Source organism: Streptomyces thermocarboxydovorans (genome assembly GCF_039524635.1).
In the GTDB taxonomy this organism is placed as follows: domain Bacteria; phylum Actinomycetota; class Actinomycetes; order Streptomycetales; family Streptomycetaceae; genus Streptomyces; species Streptomyces thermocarboxydovorans.
Genome location: NZ_BAAAGU010000042.1, coordinates 1 through 22,422, shown reverse-complemented (window position 1 = coordinate 22,422; position 22,422 = coordinate 1). Strand labels below are relative to the sequence as shown.

The 22,422-nt window shown below is 72.7% G+C and carries 21 protein-coding genes and 1 tRNA gene; 13 read left to right on the top strand and 9 right to left on the bottom strand.

The features are described 5' to 3' along the window. Positions 1-6: 6 nt before the first annotated feature. From ABD198_RS20015 to ABD198_RS20005, 3 genes are all read right to left on the bottom strand, one after another. Positions 7-1,461 carry an exopolysaccharide biosynthesis polyprenyl glycosylphosphotransferase gene (locus ABD198_RS20015; RefSeq protein WP_344003616.1) on the bottom strand — a complete coding sequence of 485 codons (1,455 nt, stop codon included), beginning with the start codon at positions 1,459-1,461 and terminating at the stop codon, positions 7-9. Next, complete coding sequence (locus ABD198_RS20010) at positions 1,458-2,729, bottom strand: glycosyltransferase (protein ID WP_344003613.1); 1,272 nt, start codon at positions 2,727-2,729, stop codon at positions 1,458-1,460. The genes ABD198_RS20015 and ABD198_RS20010 overlap by 4 nt, the downstream gene beginning before the upstream one ends. A 72-nt stretch (positions 2,730-2,801) precedes the next feature. Further along, positions 2,802-3,869 carry a DUF3344 domain-containing protein gene (locus ABD198_RS20005; protein ID WP_344003610.1) on the bottom strand — a complete coding sequence of 356 codons (1,068 nt, stop codon included), beginning with the start codon at positions 3,867-3,869 and terminating at the stop codon, positions 2,802-2,804. Positions 3,870-4,209: 340 nt separating this feature from the next. Between ABD198_RS20005 and ABD198_RS20000 the strand changes: the two genes are divergently transcribed. Next, a complete protein-coding gene (locus tag ABD198_RS20000; RefSeq protein WP_344003607.1) occupies positions 4,210-5,115 on the top strand; it encodes a hypothetical protein in 906 nt (301 codons plus the stop codon). Between the two features lie 190 nt (positions 5,116-5,305). Further along, positions 5,306-5,587, top strand: a complete 282-nt coding sequence (locus ABD198_RS19995; RefSeq protein WP_344003604.1) for a hypothetical protein — start codon at positions 5,306-5,308, stop codon at positions 5,585-5,587. Positions 5,588-5,801: 214 nt separating this feature from the next. On the opposite strand, the gene ABD198_RS19990 is transcribed toward ABD198_RS19995, so the two are convergent. Further along, positions 5,802-6,044, bottom strand: coding sequence for a chaplin (locus tag ABD198_RS19990; RefSeq protein WP_344003602.1), 243 nt, complete (start codon positions 6,042-6,044; stop codon positions 5,802-5,804). 318 nt (positions 6,045-6,362) lie between these two features. Here ABD198_RS19990 and ABD198_RS19985 point away from each other — a divergent pair, with 318 nt between their 5' ends. From ABD198_RS19985 to ABD198_RS19975, 3 genes are all read left to right on the top strand, one after another. Then, complete coding sequence (locus tag ABD198_RS19985; protein WP_344003600.1) at positions 6,363-6,632, top strand: hypothetical protein; 270 nt, start codon at positions 6,363-6,365, stop codon at positions 6,630-6,632. 264 nt (positions 6,633-6,896) lie between these two features. After that, entirely contained in the window at positions 6,897-7,172 is a 276-nt protein-coding gene (locus ABD198_RS19980; protein WP_344003597.1) for a hypothetical protein, read from the top strand. Between the two features lie 144 nt (positions 7,173-7,316). Beyond that, positions 7,317-7,598 (top strand): hypothetical protein, encoded by a 282-nt coding sequence (locus tag ABD198_RS19975; protein ID WP_344003594.1) that lies wholly within the window; start codon positions 7,317-7,319, stop codon positions 7,596-7,598. Between the two features lie 123 nt (positions 7,599-7,721). Here ABD198_RS19975 and ABD198_RS19970 read toward each other — a convergent pair whose 3' ends face one another. Continuing rightward, complete coding sequence (locus ABD198_RS19970) at positions 7,722-8,657, bottom strand: alpha/beta fold hydrolase (RefSeq protein WP_344003592.1); 936 nt, start codon at positions 8,655-8,657, stop codon at positions 7,722-7,724. Between the two features lie 260 nt (positions 8,658-8,917). After that, positions 8,918-8,993: transfer RNA gene (locus tag ABD198_RS19965), tRNA-Arg, on the bottom strand. A 321-nt stretch (positions 8,994-9,314) separates the two neighbouring features. Here ABD198_RS19965 and ABD198_RS19960 point away from each other — a divergent pair. From ABD198_RS19960 to ABD198_RS19945, 4 genes are all read left to right on the top strand, one after another. Further along, on the top strand, positions 9,315-10,922 hold the full coding sequence (locus ABD198_RS19960; protein WP_344003589.1) for a dynamin family protein: 1,608 nt from the start codon (positions 9,315-9,317) through the stop codon (positions 10,920-10,922). 4 nt (positions 10,923-10,926) lie between these two features. Beyond that, the gene (locus ABD198_RS19955) at positions 10,927-12,969 is read left to right on the top strand and encodes a GTP-binding protein (RefSeq protein WP_344003586.1); all 2,043 of its coding nucleotides are present in this window, start codon (positions 10,927-10,929) and stop codon (positions 12,967-12,969) included. 299 nt (positions 12,970-13,268) lie between these two features. Next, the gene (locus ABD198_RS19950; protein WP_344003583.1) at positions 13,269-13,775 is read left to right on the top strand and encodes a single-stranded DNA-binding protein; all 507 of its coding nucleotides are present in this window, start codon (positions 13,269-13,271) and stop codon (positions 13,773-13,775) included. Between the two features lie 244 nt (positions 13,776-14,019). Beyond that, the gene (locus ABD198_RS19945; RefSeq protein WP_344003581.1) at positions 14,020-15,420 is read left to right on the top strand and encodes a Cys-Gln thioester bond-forming surface protein; all 1,401 of its coding nucleotides are present in this window, start codon (positions 14,020-14,022) and stop codon (positions 15,418-15,420) included. Between the two features lie 276 nt (positions 15,421-15,696). Here the strand turns inward: ABD198_RS19945 and ABD198_RS19940 are convergent, their stop codons facing one another. Next, positions 15,697-16,638, bottom strand: coding sequence for a cation diffusion facilitator family transporter (locus ABD198_RS19940; protein ID WP_344003578.1), 942 nt, complete (start codon positions 16,636-16,638; stop codon positions 15,697-15,699). A 48-nt stretch (positions 16,639-16,686) separates the two neighbouring features. Between ABD198_RS19940 and ABD198_RS19935 the strand changes: the two genes are divergently transcribed. The 4 genes from ABD198_RS19935 (at position 16,687) to ABD198_RS19920 (ending at position 19,856) form a co-directional block, all read left to right on the top strand. Further along, positions 16,687-16,905, top strand: coding sequence for a hypothetical protein (locus tag ABD198_RS19935; RefSeq protein WP_344003575.1), 219 nt, complete (start codon positions 16,687-16,689; stop codon positions 16,903-16,905). Between the two features lie 168 nt (positions 16,906-17,073). Then, a complete protein-coding gene (gene ettA / locus ABD198_RS19930; RefSeq protein ID WP_344003572.1) occupies positions 17,074-18,738 on the top strand; it encodes an energy-dependent translational throttle protein EttA in 1,665 nt (554 codons plus the stop codon). Positions 18,739-18,744: 6 nt separating this feature from the next. Further along, complete coding sequence (locus ABD198_RS19925; protein ID WP_344003569.1) at positions 18,745-19,194, top strand: acyl-CoA thioesterase; 450 nt, start codon at positions 18,745-18,747, stop codon at positions 19,192-19,194. Next, positions 19,191-19,856 carry a DUF8185 domain-containing protein gene (locus tag ABD198_RS19920; protein ID WP_344003567.1) on the top strand — a complete coding sequence of 222 codons (666 nt, stop codon included), beginning with the start codon at positions 19,191-19,193 and terminating at the stop codon, positions 19,854-19,856. Before ABD198_RS19925 ends, ABD198_RS19920 begins: the two co-directional genes overlap by 4 nt. Before the next feature lie 29 nt (positions 19,857-19,885). Here the strand turns inward: ABD198_RS19920 and ABD198_RS19915 are convergent, their stop codons facing one another. Further along, a complete protein-coding gene (locus ABD198_RS19915; RefSeq protein ID WP_344003564.1) occupies positions 19,886-20,890 on the bottom strand; it encodes an ABC transporter ATP-binding protein in 1,005 nt (334 codons plus the stop codon). A 49-nt stretch (positions 20,891-20,939) separates the two neighbouring features. Continuing rightward, positions 20,940-22,422: FtsX-like permease family protein (locus tag ABD198_RS19910; protein ID WP_344003561.1), on the bottom strand; the 1,483-nt coding region annotated here is incomplete at its 5' end.

The following is a 22,422-nucleotide window of genomic DNA, read 5'->3' as shown; positions in this document are numbered from 1 at the left end:
TTCTGTTCAGCTCCCCGTCGGCCGGACCAGCGTGACGGCGGTGCGCAGCAGGATGCAGACGTCCTGCCACAGCGACCAGTCGTCGATGTAGGCGTTGTCGAAGCGGGCACGGTCCTCGATGGAGGTGTCGCCGCGCAGCCCGTGGATCTGGGCGAGGCCGGTGATCCCGGTCCGCATCCGGTGCCGGGCCGCGTAGCCGGGGTACTTCTGGCTGAACTGGGACACGAAGTAGGGGCGTTCGGGGCGCGGGCCGACCAGGCTCATGTCGCCCCTCAGCACGTTCCACAGCTGCAGCAGCTCGTCCAGCGAGGTGCGCCGCAGCATCCGGCAGAAGCGGCGCATCTCGTTCTCGTTGGCCACGCTCCACCGGGTCGCCGACTCGTGCTCGTCGACCGGCCGGTGGGTGCGGAACTTCAGCAGCGTGAACGGACGCCCGTCGCGGCCGATGCGCTCCTGCCGGAACACCACGCCGGGCCCGTCGCAGATCCGCAGCGTCACCGCGCACACCAGCAGCAGCGGGCTGCCCAGAAGCAGCAGCGTGCCCGACACCACGACGTCGAGGGCCCGCTTGCCCGCGCTGCCCGCCCGCGCCGGGAAGAACTCCAGCCGCCGGCAGGCGAATCCGGCCAGCCGCTCACCGGTCGGACACGCCGGTGTGGCGGCGTCCAGCTCCCAGATCTCGCAGCCGGACCCGGCCAGCGTGCGCAGCAGCGGCCCCTGGTCGGCGCGGACCGAGGGGTGTACGGCCAGCACGGCCCGCACCCCGTTCTGGACGACGGCCCGCTCGACCTCCTCGCCGGTCCGCAGCACCGGGATCCCCTCGCCGCCGTCCGGCTCCTCGCAGATCACCCCCACCGGCCGCAGCCCGCAGCGCGGATGACGCAGCACGGCGGCGGCCACGCGTTGCACGGTCGCCGCCGGGCCGATCACCAGTGCGGCCTGAGGATGCCGCAGCAGCGCGGCCCGCCGCCGCCCGTGCACGGCCGCCCGCAGCGCACAGCACAGCACCGCGTGCAGGGCGAGCCCGGTCAGCACGGTGCCGGTGGCCATCGCGAGCTCCGGACGCAGCACGGCCCACAGCGCGGCGGACGCCAGCCAGGCCACCGCCACCCGCCCGCACACGGCGGGCAGTTCCTCCAGCAGCGCCGGTACGGGGGGTCTGCGGTCGCGCCGGCGCAGCAGCAGCGCCGCCGCGCACAGCAGCGCGACGAAGAGAAGGTGGCGCCGGGCCCCGGCGAGGGCCAGCCCGGCCGCCAGCGCGGCGGCCGCGTCCGCGGCGAGCAGCGGCAGCGGCGAGGCCGGCCGGGCCGGGCGCCCGCCTGCGGGCGGCCGGTAGCCGGTGGCGGCGGGCTCGGTGAGGACGGCGGTGTCGGTGCCGGGCTTCGGCATGACGGAGACGGCGGAGAATCCGTGCTCCATCGGCGGTGTGCCGGGGGAGGGCACGGTACGTTCGGCGGTCACGAGTGGATGGACTCCCTGTGCTCGGATGGCTCGACACGCTGTGTGGTCCGATGGGCCCCGGCGCTCCCCGCCCGGCTCCGCCCCGGCGCACGGACATCCGCTCCGTCCCGCGGCGGGCGCGTCCATCTCCTGCCGGTCCAGGTGCCGAGCAGGTCGCGGTAGACGTCGGTGATCGCCCGGGTGGTGCGCCGCACGTCGTGCAGGGCCAGCACATGCCGGCGTCCCCCGTCTCCGAGGGACGCGCTCAGCGGCCGGTCGCGCAGCAGATCCGCGACGGCACGGGCCAGTTCGGCGGGGCTCTCCGGGGGGACCAGCAGGGACGGGGCGAACGCCGGGGGCAGGCTCTCGCGGGCGCCGTCGACGTCGGTGAGCACCACGGGCCGGCCGCAGGCCATCGCCTCCAGCGGCGCCAGGGCCATGCCCTCCCAGCGGGACGGCAGGACGACGAGATCGGCCGCCTGGTACCAGGGGGCGGTGTCTGCGGCGGCGCCCGCGAACACCACGGACCGGGGCGCCGCCGCCCGCAGCCGGTCCCGGTCGGGCCCGTCGCCGACCAGCACCAGACGCGCCTCGGGGACCTGCCGCACCACGGACGGCCAGGCCCGCAGCAGCACGTCCTGGCCCTTCTGCCGGCACAGCCGCCCCACACAGACGACGAGGGGCGCGCCGGCCGGCAGCCCGGCCAGCGGCGCCAGCAAGGCCCGTACGTCCTCGGCGGGCGCCGGGCGGAAGTGCTCGGGGTCGACGCCGTTGGGCACCACGGTCCACCGGCCGGAGATGCCCGCGGCCACCCCGGTCCGGCGCTCGGCCTCGCTCACGCACACCGTCCGCGCGGCCCAGCGCGCCCCCCACCGCTCCCACTTGAGCGCGAGGTCGGCGGTGGTCCCGCCGACTGCCTCGAACGACCAGGCGTGCGGCTGGAACACGGTCGGGATGCGGCCGCGCACGGCGAGCCGCCCGGCGAGTCCGGCCTTCGCGCTGTGCGCGTGCACCAGATCCGGGCGGATCCCGTCGATCAGGCGGGCGAACTGCCGCACCTCCCGCGCCAGCGACGAGCCCGGCGACCGGGTCGCCTGCCAGGAGTGCACCGGCGCGCCGAGCGCCCGCAGCCGGACGGAGAGTTCGCTGTCCGGGCAGGCCACGACGGGCTGCAGCCCGTCCGCGAGCTGGGCCCGCACCAGGTCCGCCACGACGCGGGCGACTCCGCCGTCCACCGGCTGCGTGAGGTGCAGGACACGCGGACGGCGGCCGCAGGACGACAGGTCCATGGTGAGGGTTCCTCGCTGACGAAGGCGGTGACGAAGGAGTCGGGAAGGGAGTGCGGGCCGCGGGGCGCCGGGTTACTGCCGAGCCTCGGCGGTGAGGAAGAACACCCCGGCCCACGCGGCGTCCGAGGCGGAGGTGAGCCGCAGGGCCGCGTCGGTGCCGGCGCCGAGCATGCCCCGGCCGACGTCGAACACGTCGGAGTCGTAGCCGAGGGTGTTGCCGTAGTCGGGCACCCGGGAGCCGGTGCCGGGGCCGCTGATGGTGGAGTTGAGCACGTCGTCGCGCGGGTTGACGCCGTCGCCCAGCGAGGCCGAGCCGGACGGGCCGGTCACCACGAGCGAGTCGCCGGCGGTGCCGCGGTCCCCGTTGTAGGCGACCAGACCCACCTGCCCTGATGCGCCGTCGGCGATGTTCAGGCCGGTCAGCCGCAGGTCCTCGCCGCGGGAGCGCAGCGCCGCGAAGCCGTCCCACAGGGCGAGCTGGCGGAGCGGCTCCGACTGGTTCTCGTACACCACCACCAGCGTCCAGCCGCCCCAGGCGCCGGCGGCGGACTGCCCGGCGGCCACGTTGACCTGCGCCACGGTGTAGAGGCCCGACCCGCTGTCGCCCACCAGGGACGTCACGTCGGCCGAGGCCTGGAAGGCGTCCGCGTCGTCCGTCACCCGGTGCCCGACGATCGTGTCGGCGAGCACCTCCTTGTACTCGCCGCCCGGTTCGGCGATGAGCACACGCCCGGTGTCCTCGGCCGGCTTCTGCTCGCCGACCCGCAGGTTGCCGCCCCAGTACAGCCGCGCGTACGTCACCCGGGAGCCGCTGGGCAGCCGGAGGGTCGCGCGGGAGGAGTTGTAGGTGTTGGGGTCGCTGTCGACGTCGATGTAGTGCATGTCGAAGTCGCCGTTGACCCCGGCCTTGCCCTCGCGCACGTCGGAGCACGACTTCTGGCGCGCGCGGCAGGTGATGGAGGAGTTGGCGGCGCGGACGATGCCGCCGTGCTGGACCGCGCGGTGCCTGAGATCGAACGGGATGCTGTCGACCTCCGGGGCCGGGGCGGCAGCGGTGGAGCCGCAAGAAGCCCACACCGCGGCAAGGGAGAGCACGCCCGCCGTCGTATGGCGGAGCAGCTGACCCAGGGATTGGCGCATGACCGTCGGAGCCTTTCGTCAAGCAGTGGCGGCGGCAGGCAGCAGCGGGGACGAGTGCGATGCGTCCGCCCGTGGGGGAAGCGTGGAGAGGTTGGCAACTCTAGTCATCAACCGGACAAATTCACTGAAACTCAATGAATAACGGCAAGTGTGTTGGAATCGTGAATCCCTCGTACGTGCGCCCCCCGGGGTGCGCGCTCTGCCTCACGTCCCCTCATCAGGCCGTACGGGCACTGGGGTGACGGTCCGTGATCCGAAAGGCCGATGATCGGTTGCGGGAGCCACTGGGCGCTCTCACGGTGGGGTGCAGGTTCGCAAAATCCCTCGAAAGGAACTGCCCATGCGCGCTCTGCCTGCACGGCGCCTCGCACTCGGCGCACTGTGCGCCGCCCTCCTGGCCGGGATCACCGGCCCCGCCGCACTGGCGGCGGACCCGGTCCGTGAGCGCGGTGAGGCTGCGGCGCCGGGCGCGGCGCTCCCCGGCGCCGACGCGCTGCTCCAGCGCGCCGAGAAGCTCAAGGCCCAGGCGGGGCCGCTCGCTCCGGTCGTCGATCTGGCGGAGGCGGTGCTGCGCCAGGACCGCGCCACCCTGTCGCACGCCGAGGTGCGCAAGCTGGGTGAGGCCGCCAGGAAGGCGTTGCGCAAGGCCGCGGACGAGCAGCCGGTGGTGACCCTCGTCCCGGCGGAGCAGGAGGCGACCGGCGTACTGCTGCCCGCCGCCGACACCCCGCTCACCGAGGACCTGCTGGGCGAACTGCTCGACCTGCTCGGCAGCGTCTTCGAGCTGGTGCCGGGCCTCCCGGCGAGCACCCCGGCCACCGGCACGACCGGCACCACGGACTCCACCGCCGACGCCACGGACTCCACCGCCGACGCCACGGACTCCACCGCCGACGCCACGGCGACGGAGGACACGTCGGCGGACGCCGCCGAGGACGCGGCCGATGCCGCCGATGCCGCCGACGTGGCCGCGGAGGCCGCCGCCGAGGAGGCTTTGGCCGACGCCGGCTTCGAGTCCTTCGACTCGCTGGACGCGTTCATCGACGCACTGCTCGCCGAGGTGGACGCGCTCATCGAGGAGGTCAGCGACCCCGGCCTCGCCGCGCCCACGACCACCGGGACCGCCACCGGGGCCGCCACCGGCACGTCCGCCTCGGACTCGGCGGCCACCACCCCGGCGGCGACCGCCACCACGCTGCCCGCCCTCACCCCGGACAACACGGTGGTGCTGCTGCCGGCGCCGTGACCCACCACGTGGCGGACCGTGCCGTGTCACGGTCCGCCACGCCGTTTCACGGACCCTTCACCGGGCGGCCTGCGCTGATCTCATATGAGGACTCGTCAATCTGGGGACTCCTGGTTTCCGGCGCCGCCAGGGATCGTTAGGCAGGGCGACACATTCCCCTCCGGCGACCTGCGTTGCCGAAGAAAGGAACATGATGAAGTCCCTGAAGGCTGCCGTCGTCCTTGCCGGATCCCTGATCGCCGCCGGTGCGGCAGCGCCCGCGTACGCCCAGGACGGCCGCGACCTGGCCTCCACCGGCCTGGACACCGGCCTGCGCACCGGCATCCCCTTCGAGATGATGCCGCTGTCGCAGGAGACGAACGTCCTCACCGGCGAGCAGCAGGACGCCTCGGTGCTCGGCACGATGAAGGAAGCGGCGGTCATCGTGAACGAGGCGAAGCCGGTGCACGGCGACGTGGGGCTGCGCGCCTGAGATCCCACGACGCGCGGACAGCGAGAAGGCCCCCGGTGCGAACCGGGGGCTTCTTGCTGTCCATGCTCCTTCTCGCTGTCCCCGCCTGTTGCTGTCGAGTCCGCCGGAAGGGCACCGGGGCCTTGCGTACCGCAGGACCTGTACGTTGCACGCCGCCGGACATGCGAAGAGCCCCGGCGCTCGAGGGCCGGGGCTCTCTCCAAGTGCGTCTGACTCAGTCCTCGTTGACGCAGGTGTTGCCCCACGTCGAGTTCAGGGCGCCGATGAAGTCGACGGTGTTGCCGCACACGTTGACCGGCAGGTGGATCGGGGCCTGGACGACGTTGCCCGAGATGACGCCCGGCGAGTGGACCGCCGCGCCCTTGGCGCCGGCGTCAGCCTGGGCCATGGCGGCCCCGCCGAGGACCACGGCACCCGTGCCGAGAGCGACAGTGGCAGCCTTCGCGATGCGAGACATCACGTTCTCCTAACTGGTTCGGTAAGGGCGGTTGCACGAAGCGCACCCGCACAGCCGACTCAACGCGGCGATGCGGGACCGGTAACGGTGATCGGGTGCGTATCACCCTTTTGAAATAGGCGGACCTCGAAGCACGGGGCCGGGATGCCCGCGCGCTGCGCCATTCGATGTCGGCGCGCCGGTCCTATGAGGTGCTCATTCACAGGAAAACTACGTTATTGGGCGTTTCGCCTGTCCAAATCCGTGCCCCTCCCTTACGTTACTCACTGTACGTAACCGGTCCATCACGGATCGTGTCTACACGAGAACGGAGAGGTAATGCGCAAGTATCAGAAGGCCGCGGTCGTCATGGCCATGCTCGGCAGCGTCAGCTTCCTGGGCGCCGGCGTGGGTCACGCCGGTGACGACCCGGCGTTCAAGCTGGACAACAAGCAGTCGCAGAACTGCTCGCAGGACGACAGCGCCAAGGGCCTGATCAACGTCGACGACGTCAACGTCAGCGTCGGCGCGCTCCTGGGTTGGTCCTCCAACCACGCGGGCGAGCACGAGGCCCTGAGCTGCGCCCAGGGCTTCAAGCTCGGCAAGTGATCACTGGTCCAGTGATGCGGGCAGGTCTCGGAATCCGGCGCTTCGTACCGGGTTCCGGGCCTGCCCGGCCCGCCGGTGAATTCCCCGGCCCCGATGGATTTACAGATTAAATGAATACGCAATGGCGCCAATGGGTTCCTTTTAGTCGGCGCTTCGCGACTCGGCGTTTCACGTACTGAATGTCCCGTCAGGTCGCCTAATTTGGGCGACGGAAATAGCGGCCCGGTTCATCCCGGATCGGGTCGACTCGAGAATGGAGAGGTAATGCGCAAGTACCAGAAGGCCGCGGTCGTCATGGCCATGCTCGGCAGTGTCAGCTTCCTGGGTGCCGGTATCGGCCACGCTGGTGACGACCCGCAGGTGGAGCTCAAGAACTCGCAGACCCAGAACTGCGAGCAGAACGACTCCACCACGGGTCTGATCAACATCGACGACGTCAACCTGTCGCTCGGCATCCTCGGTTGGTCGCAGCAGGACGCGAGCGAGAAGGAGTCGCTCACCTGCGCCACCAGCTTCACCGTCGGCGGCGAGGAGCACTGAGTCCTCTCGGTCGAACCAGGCGGGTCCCGGAGTTCGAACCTCGTGTTCGGGCTCCGGGCCTGCCCGGCTTTGTGGCCCGGTGGGCCACCCGGCACCACGTCGTCGCCCCCTCGCGCTGGGGGCGACCGCTCAAGGAATAGGTAGATGTTCAGTACGAAGAAGATCGCAGCGGCGGCGGGCGTCCTCTCAGGTCTCGCGTTCATCGGTCTCGGCGCCGGCCAGGCCGCCGCCACCGACGCGCCCGGCGACAAGTGCGTCAACGACGGCAAGGGCAACATCCGCTGCGTGCAGGCGGCCGAGTACCGGATGAAGAGCGACTCGCTCGGCAACGTCCTCCTGAAGAACAAGTCCGTGCAGAGCTGCCCGAGCAGCAACAGCCAGGTCACCTGCGTCAGCGAGGTGGTCGTCAGGTCCGGGAAATCCTGACGCCCCGGCGCGGCGGCCGAGACGCCTTGTTCACGTCGGCACCCCGCCCGCGCCGTGCACCGGAGAGCGGCCGGAACCCCTCCGCAGGGTTCCGGCCGCTCTCCGCTGTGCGGCGCGCATCCGTCACATGCGCTCGACGGCGTTGCAGTACGGCAGGTCCTCGATGGAGCGGTCCGTGCAGAAGCGGCCGATCAGGTCGGAGGACTCCTCCCGGCGCTCGACGGTCACCAGGTGGTCCCCCTCCTTGACGGTGGTGAACCAGCAACCCGGCATCGTCGCCGCCAGCTCACGGCCCATCGCCGGCGTGCAGAGGGTGTCGTACTCGCCGGTGAAGACCAGTGTCGGCACGCGGGGGACGGGCAGCGGGCGGTAGCAGCCGTGGGTGGTCAGGCGGGTGTTGTGCTCGACGGCCTTTCTGATCTCGTCCGGCGTCTGGGTCAGGAACTGGTTGCGCAGCAGCCGGGCCACGGCCGCGTGCTTGCGGACCCGGCCGGCCTCCGGGTTCGACATGAACAGCCGCACCAGCCCGTCGGCGGCCTCCTCGATCGACCCCCGCTCCAGCGCGTGGGTCAGCCGGGGAACGGCCTCGGTGTAGAGGCCGGGAAGACGTTTCGCCGCGCCGCCGAAGAGGATGCGGCGGACGAAGGAGGGGTGGCGCTGGGCGAAGCGCAGGCCGACCACCTCGCCGAAGCAGCCGCCGAAGAGATTCACCCGCGGCATGCCGAGCTCCGCCAGCATGTGCGCGACCGCGTCGGCGAGGAAGTCGATGCCGTACCGGGCCGGCAGGAAGTCGGCGCTGCCGTAGCCGGGCAGGTCCACGGTGACCATGGTGCACAGCGGTGACAGCCACCTCTCGTGGCCCTGCCAGGAGTAGCGGTTCTGGGAGGAGCCGCCGAGCAGCAGCAACGGCTCGGTGAGCGGGGCGGGTTGACGGACGATGCGGCACTGATAGGCAAAGCCCCCGAACACCAGGCCGTGCTCCTCCACCTGTTCCGAAGGGGCGGGCCCCGACGCTCCCTGGGTCGGCAAGTCCTGGGCGGCGGTGACGGCAGTGCGCATGAGCGGCTCCGGGGAAGGCGGAACGACGGAGAACCGTTCCATGATTACCAGGAAACTCACCAACCCGGCGCTATCACTCAATTGTGGGCGATCCGGGCGAAGTGGCTCATGGGGCAAGGCTGTAGAGGAGTGCCGTTCGCAGCCGTTCGCAGCCGCTCGCAGGTGTGGGGTACGGCTGCGCGTGAGATGCCGTGCAGGAAAAAACGACCCCTGCCGTGATGCAGAGGCCGCGAGGCGCGATGCGGAGACCGGAAGGAGTGTGGCGCCCCCGGCAGGACTCGAACCTGCGGCCAAGCGCTTAGAAGGCGCCTGCTCTATCCGCTGAGCTACGGGGGCCGGTGTGCTGGCCTGGTGCCATGGGGGCCGGTGTGGCGGACCCCTGACGTTTGCCGGGGACAAGGATAGGGCTCCCGCGTCCCTGCCCCTGACGCTTCGCCTCCGTGGCTCGATGTGGAGGTTCAGTGAAGCGGTCCCGATAATCGCAGGCCGGCGGGATTCCCGCATCGCTTTTGGGTGGCTCACCCGCCCGGTGTTGTGTACTCGTTATGCCTGGAGTATGCCTCTATCCCAGTCATCCCTTCTGTCCCTTGCGTCCGGTCGGCGCGCAGACATGCTCATATGCTTCAGAATTCCCCTAAAATTGGGCATTCTTCGCATGTGGTGACCTTGGACGTACGGCCTCAGCTGCTCGACGCACTCTCCGCCCTGCGCGAGCGTGTCGCCGCCGCACGCTTCCCGCTGCCCCTGGCCGGGGCTCCCCGCGCGCGTGCCAACCGCGACGAACTGCTGGCGCAGCTGGACGACTATCTGGTGCCCAGGCTGCGCGACCCCCAAGCGCCTCTGCTGGCCGTCATCGGCGGATCCACCGGGTCCGGCAAGTCCACCCTGGTGAACAGCCTCGTGGGCCGCCGGGTCAGCGAGGCCGGCGTGCTGCGGCCGACGACACGCACACCGGTGCTGGTCTGCCATCCGGAGGATCATCACTGGTTCAGCGGGATGAGAGTCCTCCCCGACCTCACCCGCGTCTGGGCGCACCGGCACGACCCCACCGACGACCTGCTGCTCCCCGGCGAGAACCCGGCCCGGGTGCTGCGCATCGAGACCGCCGACACCGTGCCGCCCGGCCTCGCCCTGCTGGACGCCCCCGACGTCGACTCCCTCGCCTCCGACAACCGCGTCCTGGCCGCCGAGCTGATCTGCGCCGCCGACATCTGGATCATGGTCACCACCGCCGCCCGCTACGCCGACGCCGTGCCCTGGCACATGCTGCGCACCGCCAAGGAGTACGACGTCACCCTGGTGACCGTCCTGGACCGGGTCCCCCACCAGGTGATCGGCGAGGTGTCCCGGCAGTACGGCGCCCTGCTCACCAAGGCCGGCCTCGGCCAGGTGCCCCGCTTCACCGTGCCCGAGCTGCCCGAGTCCGCCTGGGGCGGCGGGCTGCTGCCGGCCACCGCCGTGGCCGCGCTGCGCACCTGGCTCGTCCACCAGACCCAGGACCCCGCCGCCCGCCAGCACGCCGTGGCCCGCACCGCCCACGGCGTCCTCGACTCCCTCAGCACCCGCCTGCCCGAGCTGGCCGGCGCCGCCGCCGCGCAGCACGCCGCCGCGCTCCGGCTCACCTCGGCCGTCGACACCGCGTACGACAGCGAGCACAACCGGGTGCGGGGCCGCCTCCAGGCCGGGGCCGTGCTCGCCGGCGACGCACTCAAGCGGTGGCGCGCCTTCCCCCTCGACTGCACCCCCGGCGAACTGCTCGACACCCTCGTCGAGAGCCTGGCCGAGCTGCTGCTGTGCGCCGTCACCGCCGCCGACGAGCGCGTCGACGAGGCCTGGCGCCGCGAGCCGGCCGCGGCCGCCCCCGAGCTCGCCGCCCGCGAGACGGCCGGGAACGATGCCGAGCACCGGATCGGGCTGGCCGTACGGCGATGGCGGCGTGAGCTCGAGGAGTACGCCGAGGACGAGGTGCGCGAGCTCGACCGCAGCGTCGCGCCCGACCCCGAGATGGTCGCCGCCCTGGTCGCCACGGTGCTGCTGGGCGGGCGCCGGGGCCGCGCCGCGGGGGAGCGGCTGGCCGAGCGGATCGGCGCACACGGGGCGCTGCGGCTGCGCGACCGGGGCGGCCGGCTGCTCGTCGAGCACGTGGACCGCATCCTGCACACCGAACGGGAACGCCGGCTCGCGCCGCTCGACGCGCTCGAGGTGCACCCCGAGCCGCAGGCCGAACTCATCGCCGCGCTGTCCGTACTGCAGAAGGAGAGGTGATTCGGTGACCGCCGTCACTGACCAGGACCACACCGAGCACCCCGAGCATTCCGAGCAAGCCGAGCATGCTGAGCATGCAGAGCACTCCGGGAACCCTTCCGGGAGGCACTCCGGGAGCCCTTCCGGGAGTGCTCCGGAGGCCGGACGTCCCGAGCAGGCCCGGCGGCCGGGCCGCGCCGAGGGGGACCGGTCCGGTGCGGACGACGCCTGCGGTGGCGCGGGCGGTACGTCCGGCGGGGACTCCGGGCGGCTGACCGGGGACCGCTCCGCGAACGCGAACGCGAACGTGAGCAGTGGTGCGAGCGCGGGCGCCCGCGCGGGCCGTGCGGGCGACGGCGATCCCTGGGACGACGGGCTGATCGCGCGGCGCGCCGAGGAGAACCCCGGCCACGCGCCGTACGCCCTCACCCAGACCCCCCCGCCGGCACAGCAGATCATCACCCCGCTGTCGTACGACCCGCCGCTGCGCTCCCGGCTGGAGGCGCTGCGCGAACTGGTGGGGCTCTCCCGCACCCGCCTGGACAACCACACCCTCGCCGATGCGGGCCGGGTGCTCGACGAGGCCGCCGCACGGCGCCGGCTCTCCGGGCAGCACACCGTCGTCGCCATCGCCGGCGCCACCGGCAGCGGTAAGTCGCAGCTGTTCAACGCGCTCGCCGGAGTGGCCATCTCCGAGACCGGTGTCCGCCGCCCCACCACCGCCGCGCCTATCGCGTGCAGCTGGAGCGACGGCGCGGCCGGCCTCATCGAACGCCTCGGCATCCCGCCCCGCCTGCGGAGGCGCCCCCTCCAGCCGGGCCCGGACGTGGACGAGCAGCTGCGCGGGCTGGTCCTGGTCGACCTGCCCGACCACGACTCGGCGGCGGTGCAGCACCGCGAGCAGGTGGACCGGGTGCTGCGCCTGGTCGACGCGGTGATCTGGGTGGTCGACCCCGAGAAGTACGCCGACGCCGTGCTGCACGAGCGCTATCTGCGGCCCATGGCCGCCCACGCCGAGGTCATGTTCGTCGTCCTCAACCAGATCGACCGGCTGCCCGGCGAGGCCGCCGAGCAGGTCCTGGACGATCTGCGGCGGCTGCTCGACGAGGACGGCATCGCGCTCGGCGAGTACGGCGAGCCCGGGGCGACCGTGATGGCGCTGTCCGCGCTGACCGGTGACGGGGTCGGGGAGCTGCGCGATGCGCTCGGGCAGTTCGTCGCCGAGCGCGCCGCCCCGTCCCGCCGGATCGCCGCGGACGTGGACATCGCCGCGGCCCGGCTGTGGCCCGTCTACGCCGCCCGCCGCCGGGTCGGACTGAGCGAGGAGGCGCGCGAGGAGTTCTCCGCCCGCCTCGCGGACGCGGTGGGGGCCACCGCGGCGGGCGAGGCCGCGGAACGCGCCTGGCTGCGCAACGCCAACCGCGCCTGCGGCACGCCCTGGCTGCGGCTGTGGCGCTGGTGCCAGGAACGCCGGGAACCCGCCACCGGCCGGCAGGTCGTGCGACCGCAGCCCGACGAGGAGGTCACCGCGCGGCAGCGGGTCGAGCAGGCGGTGCGCACGGTGGCGGACCGGGCTTCGGCCGGGCTGCCGGCGCCCTGGGCCCAGGCGGTGCGGGAGGCGGCCGCGCGCGGTGCCCAGGGGCTGCCGGAGGCGCTGGACGAGCTGGCCGTGCGGGCCGGGCTGCCGCCGGGGAGGCCGCCCAGGCCCGGCTGGTGGCCGGTCGCGGTGCTGGCCCAGGCGTCCATGACGATCCTGCAGTTCGTGGGCGGGCTGTGGCTGCTGGCCCAGATCATCGGGGTGATGTCGCCGAACCTCGGGGTCCCGGTGCTGCTGATGATGATCGGCATCATCGGCGGCCCGCTGATCGAGTGGAGCTGCAAGATGGCCGCCCGGGGGCCCGCGCGGAGATACGGGACGGAGGCCGAGAGACGGTTGCGGGAGGCTGCGGCCGGGTGCGGCCGGGCCCGCGTCCTCGATCCGGTGGCGGCGGAGCTGCTGCGGTACCGGGAGGTACGGGAGCGGTTCGGGCGGGTTGCGGGGGTGGGGGCCGGTAGCGGGAGGAGATGACGGGCACGGCCCCCTGCGCGGGGCGATGGACGGGCCGTTCCGTGGTGGAGTTGCCCGTCCGTTCTGGCGGCGGAGTTGCCCGTTCTCGTGGTGGAGTTGCCCGTTCGGGTGACGGCGTTGTCCACAGGCCGGTCGTGGTCCACAGGGCTCAGCGGGTCCGGCCCGGCGGAGGCAGTCTGGCTGCGCGGCGACGGTTGCGGCAGATGCGGCGACCGTCGCGGCGGACGCTTCCGTACGGGACGGGCCCGTACGCGTATCCGCCCGGCGCCGACGGCGCCCGGGTGAGGGAGGGAGACGCGATGAACGAGACGATGGTCTGCGCGGTGGGCAATGTGGCGACGCAGCCGGTGCACCGGGAGCTGGCCTCCGGCGAGTCGACCCGGTTCCGGCTGGCGGTCACCTCCCGGTACTGGGACCGGGAGAAGGGCACCTGGGCCGACGGCCACACCAACTTCTTCACCGTCTGGGCCAACCGGCAGCTCGCCGCCAACGCTGCGGCCTCGCTGTCGGTGGGCGACCCCGTGATCGTGCAGGGCCGGCTGAAGGTGCGCACCGAGCTGCGCGAAGGACAGCAGGGCTGGCTGTCGGCGGACATCGACGCGGTGGCGATCGGCCACGACCTCACCCGCGGCACGTCCGCCTTCCAGCGCAGGCAGCGCACGGAACAGCCCGCCGGCACCACGCCCCAGGACCGCCCCGAGCCCGACTGGGAGACCACCCCCGACGATCCGGCGACGCCGGCCACGGACCCTCGACAACAGCAACAGCAACAGCAACAGCGGCCCCAGCCCGCCGCCGTGACATGACGTCAGCTCCGAACGGCGCTCCGGCGGTCGCCCCCGAAGATGCCCGACCTGGCCGAACTACGGCTTATCTGCGCATGCGGCGATAACGATTACGAGTCGGATCAGCCCTCCGACGGGATCACCGGCCGGCGCGTCGCGCCGCGTCCATAGGATGCCGAAATGGCTCCTGGGGTTCAGGGGGCCGCTGATTCTGCTGGTGGGACCGTCCCCCACGTGCAACGGGTCCCGCTCGGAAGGGAATTCGGTGTTTGCTTCGTTCTCCGTGTCGTCGTCCGCGCGTGGGCGCGGGACGGCCCGCCTCGCCGCCGGGACTCTGGTGGCCGGCCTCGCCGCCGGCCTGCTGACCGGGGCCGGGACGGCCAGAGCGGCCGGCACCAGCGGGACGGAGCCGGGCCAGGGCGGGGCGACCGCGACCATCGCCGGACTGAAGACGTACGGCGCGGCCGTGATACGCGGGGCCGCGCAGGAGCAGCAGATCCCCGCCGGGCTGTTCGAGATGTCCGTCGAGGGCGGCGGCACCCTGCAGACGTACTGCATCGACATCCACACCCCCACCCAGCAGGACGCCCGGTACCGCGAGACCCCCTGGAGCGGGACCTCGCTGGCCACCAACGACAACGCCGGCCGGATCCGCTGGATCCTGCACCACTCCTACCCCCAGGTGAACGACCTCGCGGCGCTCGCCGAGAAGGCGGGCGTCCGGGGCCGGCTCACCGAGCAGGACGCGGCGGCGGGCACCCAGGTGGCGATCTGGCGCTACTCCGACGACGTGGACGTCGAGGCCGTCGACCCGCAGGCCGAACAGCTCGCGGACTACCTGGAGAAGAACGCCCGCAACCAGCCGGAACCGAGGGCGTCCCTGACCCTGGACCCGCCCGCGGTCTCCGGCCGCCCCGGCGAGAAGCTGGGCCCGGTCACCGTGCGTACGGACGCCCCCAGCGTCACGGTCGCACCGCTCACCGGGACGGCCACCGGCGAGGTGCGGGTCGTCGACCAGGACGGCAAGCCGGTCACCAGCGCCACCGACGGCAGCCGGCTGTACTTCGACATCCCCGAGGACGCACCGGCCGACAGCGCCGAACTCACCGTGCACGCCTCGACCACGGTGCCGGTCGGCCGGGCCTTCGCCTCGGAGAGCCGCAGCCAGACGCAGATCCTGGCGGGCTCCAGCGAGTCGACGGTCTCCGCGACCGCGGCGGTGTCCTGGTCCGGTCAGGGTGCCGTACCGGCGGTGTCCGCCCGCGAGAACTGCGCCAAGGGCGGCGTGGACGTCACCGTCACCAACCCCGCCGACACGCCGTTCACCATCGAGGTGACGGGATTGAAGTACACCATCGCGGCGAGGGAGTCCCGCACGGTGACCGTCCCGCTGAGCGAGGACCAGGCCTACGACTTCACCGTCAGCGGCCCCGGCGGCTTCGCCAAGCGCTTCACCGGCCACCTCGACTGCCGCACCCGCGCGGCAGAGCTGGGCACCACCACCCAGACCCTCAGCGACCCGAGCCCCACACCCGTGACCACCCCCGACGACACCAACCTGGCCGCCACCGGCGCCTCCAACGCCACCGCCTGGATCGCCGGCTCCGCCATCACCCTGGTCCTCCTCGGCGGAGCAGGCCTCCTCATCGCCCGCCGGCGCAGCTGACCCGTCAGACAAGTGCAGCTCGCCTCCGGCTGGGCCTCCGCCCAGGGGGTGTTGGCGGGCTGGCGGCGGGACGGTGCTCGGCGTGGCCGCACACCACTTGGTGGCCGAGGGGCCGGTGCCCTGGCGGCAAGGCGCGGTGGCTGTGACCGGTCTGTTGGTTCTGGGGCTGGCCGGGGCGCGGCGGCCGCGTTCGTTGTGGTCGCGGCGGGCGGTGTCGGCTACGTGGTGCGGAGGAGGCGGGCCGGGGCCCAGCAGTAGCCAATGAGCGGCGGGCCTTCAGTGGCCGCTGACGGCCAGCCGGGCCGTGCGCGCCGGGTGTGATGCGTGGTGGTCGAGGGCGGCGTGCGGGTCGCCCTCGACGGGGGTGTGGTCCGTGTGGACGGTGGCGGCGGTCAGCCGGGGGACGGCGTGCATCAGGGCGTGCTCGGCGGCCACCGCGATGCGGTGGGCCTCGACGACGGTCAGCCGCGCGTCGACGACGATCTCGGCCTCGGCGCGCAGGACATGGCCGATCCACCGCATCCGCACCGCCCCGGTGCCCAGCACGCCGTCCACACCGCGCAGGGCGGCGTGGGCCGTGGCGACGAGGTCGGGGTCGACGGAGTCCATCAGGCGCCGGCAGACCTCGCGGGCCGCGTCCTTGAGGACCATCAGGATGGCGACGGTGATGAGCAGTCCGACGACCGGGTCGGCGGCGCGCCAGCCGAGTGCGGTGCCTCCCGCGCCCAGCAGCACCGCCAGGGAGGTGAAGCCGTCGGTGCGGGCGTGCAGACCGTCGGCGACCAGGGCCGCGGAACCGATGCGGCGGCCGGTGCGGATCCGGTAGCGGGCCACCCACTCGTTGCCGGTGAAGCCGGCCAGCGCCGCGCCGGAGACGGACCACAGGTGAGTGATGTCGCGGGGATTGAGGAGGCGGTCGACGGCCGCGTAGGCGGCCAGGACGGCGGACGCGGCGATGGTCGCGACGATGAGGACGCCCGCCAGGTCCTCCGCCCGGCCGTAGCCGTAGGTGTAGCGGCGGTTGGCGGCCCGGCGGCCGAGGAGGAACGCGATCGCCAGCGGGACGGCGGTCAGCGCGTCGGCGGCGTTGTGGATGGTGTCCCCGAGCAGGGCCACCGATCCGGACAGGGCGACGATCATGGCCTGGACGACGGTGGTGATCCCCAGGACGGCCAGCGAGATCCACAGCGTGCGCATGCCCTCGCGGGAGGTCTCCATGGCCGAGTCCACCCTGTCGGCGGCCTCGTGGCTGTGCGGGGTGATCAGGTGCGCGAGCCGGTGCCGCAGCCGCTTCAGCCGGGGGTCGCCGGGACGCTGCCCGGCATCCGCGCCGCCGTGACCGTGCGGGCGACCGCGACCGCGACCGTGACCCTGATCATGACCGTGACCGTGATCGTGGCCGTGATGCGTGTGCTGCTTCCCGTCCATGCGGCTCACCGTGGCACAGGAATCCGATTGCAGCCACAGCCGTCGTACACCCCCTGACCAGGTGCGATGCGCTCGCAACAGCCGCGTGCGGGCAGCTGCCGCCGTCGGCGGCGAAACCCCAGGTCAGGGCAGGTCCCCCACGCTGGTTTCCACCCAGGGGTGGCGGTACGGCAAGATGGGGTGTATCTGCCCACTGCCTGATTTCAAGCTGCCGGACGGTTTCTCTTGGCTGAGTTCATTTACACCATGCGCAAGGCGCGCAAAGCGCACGGCGACAAGGTGATCCTCGACGACGTCACACTGAACTTCCTCCCCGGAGCGAAGATCGGCGTCGTCGGCCCGAACGGCGCCGGTAAGTCGACCGTTCTGAAGATCATGGCTGGGCTGGAGCAGCCGTCGAACGGTGACGCGTTCCTCGCGCCCGGGTACAGCGTCGGCATCCTGCTGCAGGAGCCGCCGCTGAACGAGGAGAAGACCGTCCTGGAGAACGTCCAGGAGGGTGTCGCCGAGATCAAGGGCAAGCTCGACCGGTTCAACGAGATCGCCGAGCAGATGGCGACCGACTACTCCGACGCGCTCCTCGAGGAGATGGGGAAGCTGCAGGAGGAGCTGGACCACGCGGGCGCCTGGGACCTCGACGCGCAGCTCGAGCAGGCCATGGACGCGCTCGGCTGCCCGCCCGGCGACTGGCCCGTCACCAACCTCTCCGGTGGTGAGCGGCGCCGCGTCGCGCTGTGCAAGCTGCTCCTCGAGCAGCCCGACCTGCTGCTGCTCGACGAGCCCACCAACCACCTCGACGCCGAGTCGGTGAACTGGCTGGAGCAGCACCTCGCCAAGTACGAGGGCACCGTCGTGGCCATCACCCACGACCGGTACTTCCTGGACAACGTCGCCGAGTGGATCCTCGAGCTCGACCGCGGCCGCGCCTACCCCTACCAGGGCAACTACTCCACCTACCTGGAGACCAAGGCCGCCCGCCTGAAGGTCGAGGGCCAGAAGGACGCCAAGCGGCAGAAGCGCCTCAAGGAAGAGCTGGAGTGGGTGCGCTCCAACGCCAAGGGGCGGCAGGCCAAGTCCAAGGCGCGTCTGGCGCGTTACGAGGAGATGGCCGCCGAGGCGGAGAAGATGCGGAAGCTGGACTTCGAGGAGATCCAGATTCCGCCGGGGCCGCGTCTGGGCAACGTGGTCGTGGAGGTCAACAACCTCTACAAGGCCTTCGGCGAGAAGGTCCTCATCGACGACCTCAGCTTCACGCTGCCGCGCAACGGCATCGTCGGTGTGATCGGCCCCAACGGTGCGGGCAAGACCACGCTGTTCAAGATGATCCAGGGCATCGAGCAGCCCGACTCCGGCACCATCAGGGTCGGTGAGACCGTCAAGATCTCCTACGTCGACCAGAGCCGCGAGAACATCGACCCCAACAAGACGCTGTGGGAGGTCGTCTCCGACGGGCTCGACTACATCAACGTCGGCCAGGTCGAGATGCCGAGCCGGGCGTACGTGTCCGCGTTCGGCTTCAAGGGGCCGGAGCAGCAGAAGCCGGCCGGGGTGCTCTCCGGCGGTGAGCGCAACCGGCTGAACCTGGCGCTCACCCTCAAGCAGGGCGGCAACCTGCTGCTCCTCGACGAGCCGACCAACGACCTGGACGTCGAGACGCTCTCCAGCCTGGAGAACGCGCTGCTGGAGTTCCCGGGCTGCGCCGTGGTCGTTTCCCACGACCGGTGGTTCCTGGACCGCATCGCCACGCACATCCTCGCCTACGAGGGTGACTCCAAGTGGTTCTGGTTCGAGGGCAACTTCGAGTCCTACGAGAAGAACAAGATCGAGCGGCTGGGTCCGGACGCCGCGCGTCCGCACCGCGCCACCTACAAGAAGCTGACCCGGGGCTGATCGATCTTGCGGCACATCTACCGCTGCCCGCTGCGCTGGGCGGACATGGACGCGTACGGACACGTCAACAACGTCGTCTTCCTCCGCTACCTGGAGGAGGCCCGTATCGACTTCCTGTTCCGCCCGGACAAGGATTTCCAGCAGGGGTCCGTGGTGGCGCGCCATGAGATCGACTACAAGCGGCAGCTCGTGCACCGGCACCACCCGGTCGACATCGAGCTGTGGGTCACGGAGATACGGGCGGCGTCCTTCACCATCGCCTACGAGGTGAAGGACGGCGACCAGATCTACGTCCGGGCGTCGACCGTGATCGTGCCGTTCGACTTCGAGGCACAGCGGCCGCGCCGGATCACCGCGGAGGAGCGGGAGTTCCTCGAGCAGTACAGGGACGAGTCCGCCGAGCCCGCCGGTCCGGCGAAGGACGACGACTCCGAGGAAGAGGCCGTCGCCGCATGACGGTGCTCCACCTGGCCGACGAGGGGGAGGCGGCGGATCTCGCCGCCTTCCTCTCCCGGCTGCTCCACTACGACCGTTCGGCGGCCGTGCGGATGCAGTCGGCCGGGACCGCGCTGGCCGTCTTCGGCCGGCCGCCGTCCTTCGAGGTGCTGGCGGTCCGCGCGGTGCGGCTCGCCAAGCCGTACGAGAACGGCCTCGACGTCACCCTCGACCGCACCGTCTCCGCCGGTGAGCTGCTGGAGTCGGTGGACGAGGCCGCCGCCACGGCCACCGTGCCCGCCGCGGTCACCGGCCCGCCCTGGGCCGGGGTGCTGCCGCCGCGCCGCGGCTGGCAACCGGAACCGGGACTGCCGGAGCTGGAGGAGCTGCGCGGCCTGGTCGCCGCCGCGGTCGCGGAGTTCAAGTCCCGCACGGCCGGGCTGCCGCCCGAGCGGCGCACCCGGGCCGAACTCGACCGGATCGGGCGGGAGATCTGGTCCCGCACGGTCGGCGACACCGCCCTCCCGGTGCGGGCGGTGCACGCGGCGCAGGCGCTGGGCTTCCTGCGGGGCACGGAGGCAGGGCTGTTCTCGTCCGGCGCGTGGCTGCGGCTGCGCACCCCCTACGGATCCGTCGCCGTACGGCGGTCGGGGCTGGGCGCGCTGGACGTCAGCGTGCGCTGAAGCACGGAGCGGGTGCCCCCCAAGGACTGTCAGTCCGTCCGGCTGTCGTCCGGGCGGACCGCGATGTGGTCGGGTTCCAGTTCCAGGGCGACGCGGTCGCGCATGTCGAGGGCGCGGGTGTACTCGGCGGGGAGCTGGAGGCGGCCGGCGCGGTCCAGCATCGCGTACTCGCGGGCCACCACCTTCTCGTCGCCGGTGACCTCGTCGACCTCGCTGCGGCGCAGCACCTCCGTGGAGGTGCGGCCGTCGCGGATGGCGACCGTGCGGCGGACCTCGTTGGCCACCGCCTGGTCGTGGGTGACGATCACGATGGTGGTGCCGAGCCGCTCGTTGGCGGTGCGGAAGGCGGCGAAGATCTGCTCGGCGGTGTGGGAGTCGAGCTCGCCGGTCGGTTCGTCGGCGAGCAGCACCGCCGGGTCGTTGGCGAGGGCCACGGCGATGGCGACCCGCTGCTGCTGGCCGCCGGACATCTCGTGCGGGCGGCGGTCGCGGCAGTCGGCGACCTCCAGCATCTCCAGCAGTTCCATCACGCGTTCCGCGCGGGCCCGGCGGGCGGCACGGCCCCGGATCCGGCCCGCGCCCTTCCCGGCGTTCTCCCCGGCGCGCTTCGCGCAGCGCAGCTGCAGCGGCAGGGCGACGTTCTGGGCCGAGGTGAGATACGGCAGCAGGTTGCGCGCGGTCTGCTGCCAGACGAAGCCGACGACCTCGCGCCGGTAGGCGAGCCGGTCCCGGGCGGTCATGGTGAGCAGGTCGCGCCCGGCCACCCGGGCCGCGCCGGCCGTGGGGACGTCAAGACCGGCGAGGATGTTCATCAGGGTGGACTTGCCGCTGCCGGAGGCGCCGACCAGCGCCATCAGCTCTCCCTCGCGGACCAGCAGGTCCAGCCCCTGCAGGGCCTGCACCTCCACACCGTCCGCGGTGAAGACCCGCACCAGCCGGTCGCAGGTGATGAGCGCGTCGTGGCCGAAGGCGGGCCGGTCGCGGCCGGCCGTGACGCGGCGGGTCAGGTCGTCCAGCGTGGGGTTCGTGGTCATCGGGGACCTCCTCCGGGTGCGGTCGCGCGGTGCCGTGGCGGCCACGGGGTCATCGGGCATCGCCCGCTCTCAGCTCCCGTACCGAGCCGCGGCGGCTCGTCCACCACGCCTGCGCCACCGAGATGCCGACCGTGAGCGCCAGCACGGCCAGGGCCGGCACCAGCAGCGACACCGGGTCGACGGGCAGCGTGGTCCCGCCGGGCGGGGAGACGGACGAGGGGACGGCGACGGCGGTCAGGTCGATGCCGGGGGCGAGCAGCCGGATGGTGGCCCAGGCGGTGAGCGTGCCGCCCAGCGCCGCGAGCAGCGTCTGCGGCAGGGACTCCAGGACCAGCAGCCGGCGTCCCTGGGCGCGGGTCAGGCCCATGGTGCGCAGCCGGCCGAGCAGCGCGGCCCGCTCGGGAGCGGCGCGCACCAGGGTCAGCAGCAGGGCGAGGACGGCGTAGCCGGCGCCCGCCGCCACGGCCGCGGTGTAGACGCGTTCGGCGCCGGACTGCAGGGGCGAGTCGACGTACCCGGCGCGCTCCTCGGCGCGGATCTGCACGGTGGGCCCGGTGCCCGCCGCCCTGCGCAGGGCCGCCGCGCCGGGGGTGCCGGTCGCCAGCAGCGCGGTCGTCCGGGCGGCCCGTGCGGACAGCGCGGAGCGGTCCACGACCAGGAACGCCTCGCCGGCCACGGCCGGGGTGCGGTCCCGCACCTGGGTGATCCGTACGGTGACGGCGCTGCCGTCCTCCATGCGGACGAGGAAGGGGCGGGTGCCGTAGCGCTCGGCCACGTCGGGGGAGGCGAGGGCCGGCACGGGGGTCTTCTCGCCGGACGTTCCCGGTGCCCGCAGCGCCCGGTGGTCGAACGGGCCGACGCCCGTGTGCCGGGCGAGTGCCGCGTAGCCGGCCGGGTCGACGCCCGCCACCGGGACCGTCCGTTCGCCGTCCAGCGGGCGGGCGTTGTAGGAGATGGCGGCGGCGGTGACCCGCTCGACGCCGGGCACCCGGCGGACCCTGTCCGTCACAGCGGCGGGCAGCGCGTGCAGGGACTCGACGCGGTCGTCGGCGCCGACGGCGAGCAGATCCGCCCGTTCCCGCGCCTCGGCCACGCCGCTGAGCACCGAGCCGCCGAAGGCGGCCGTGGTCAGCGCGGTGAGCAGCGCCAGCAGGGGCAGCACCGCCGAGCCGGAGGCGCGGCCCGCGCGGGCCAGGGACAGCGGGCCGGCCACACCCCGCAGCCGCCCGGCCGGGCGGGCCAGCCCGCGCAGCGGCAGCGGATACAGCCGCACCAGCACGAAGGAGGCGATCACCGCGACCAGCACCGGAGCAAGCGACACCAACTGGTCGCCGGAGGCGTCCGGCCCGCCGGACGTGCCCCGGGTGCGCAGCGCCACCACGGCGCCCACCGCCAGGGTGAGCAGGGTGAGTTCGGCGACGGTCCGGCGCCGGGAGGGCCGGGCGGTGGTCGCGTCCTGGCGGCCGGTGTGGACGCGGACGGCCCGGTGCGCGGCGGCCGCGGCCGTCGCCGCGCTCGCCTGCCTCGCGCTG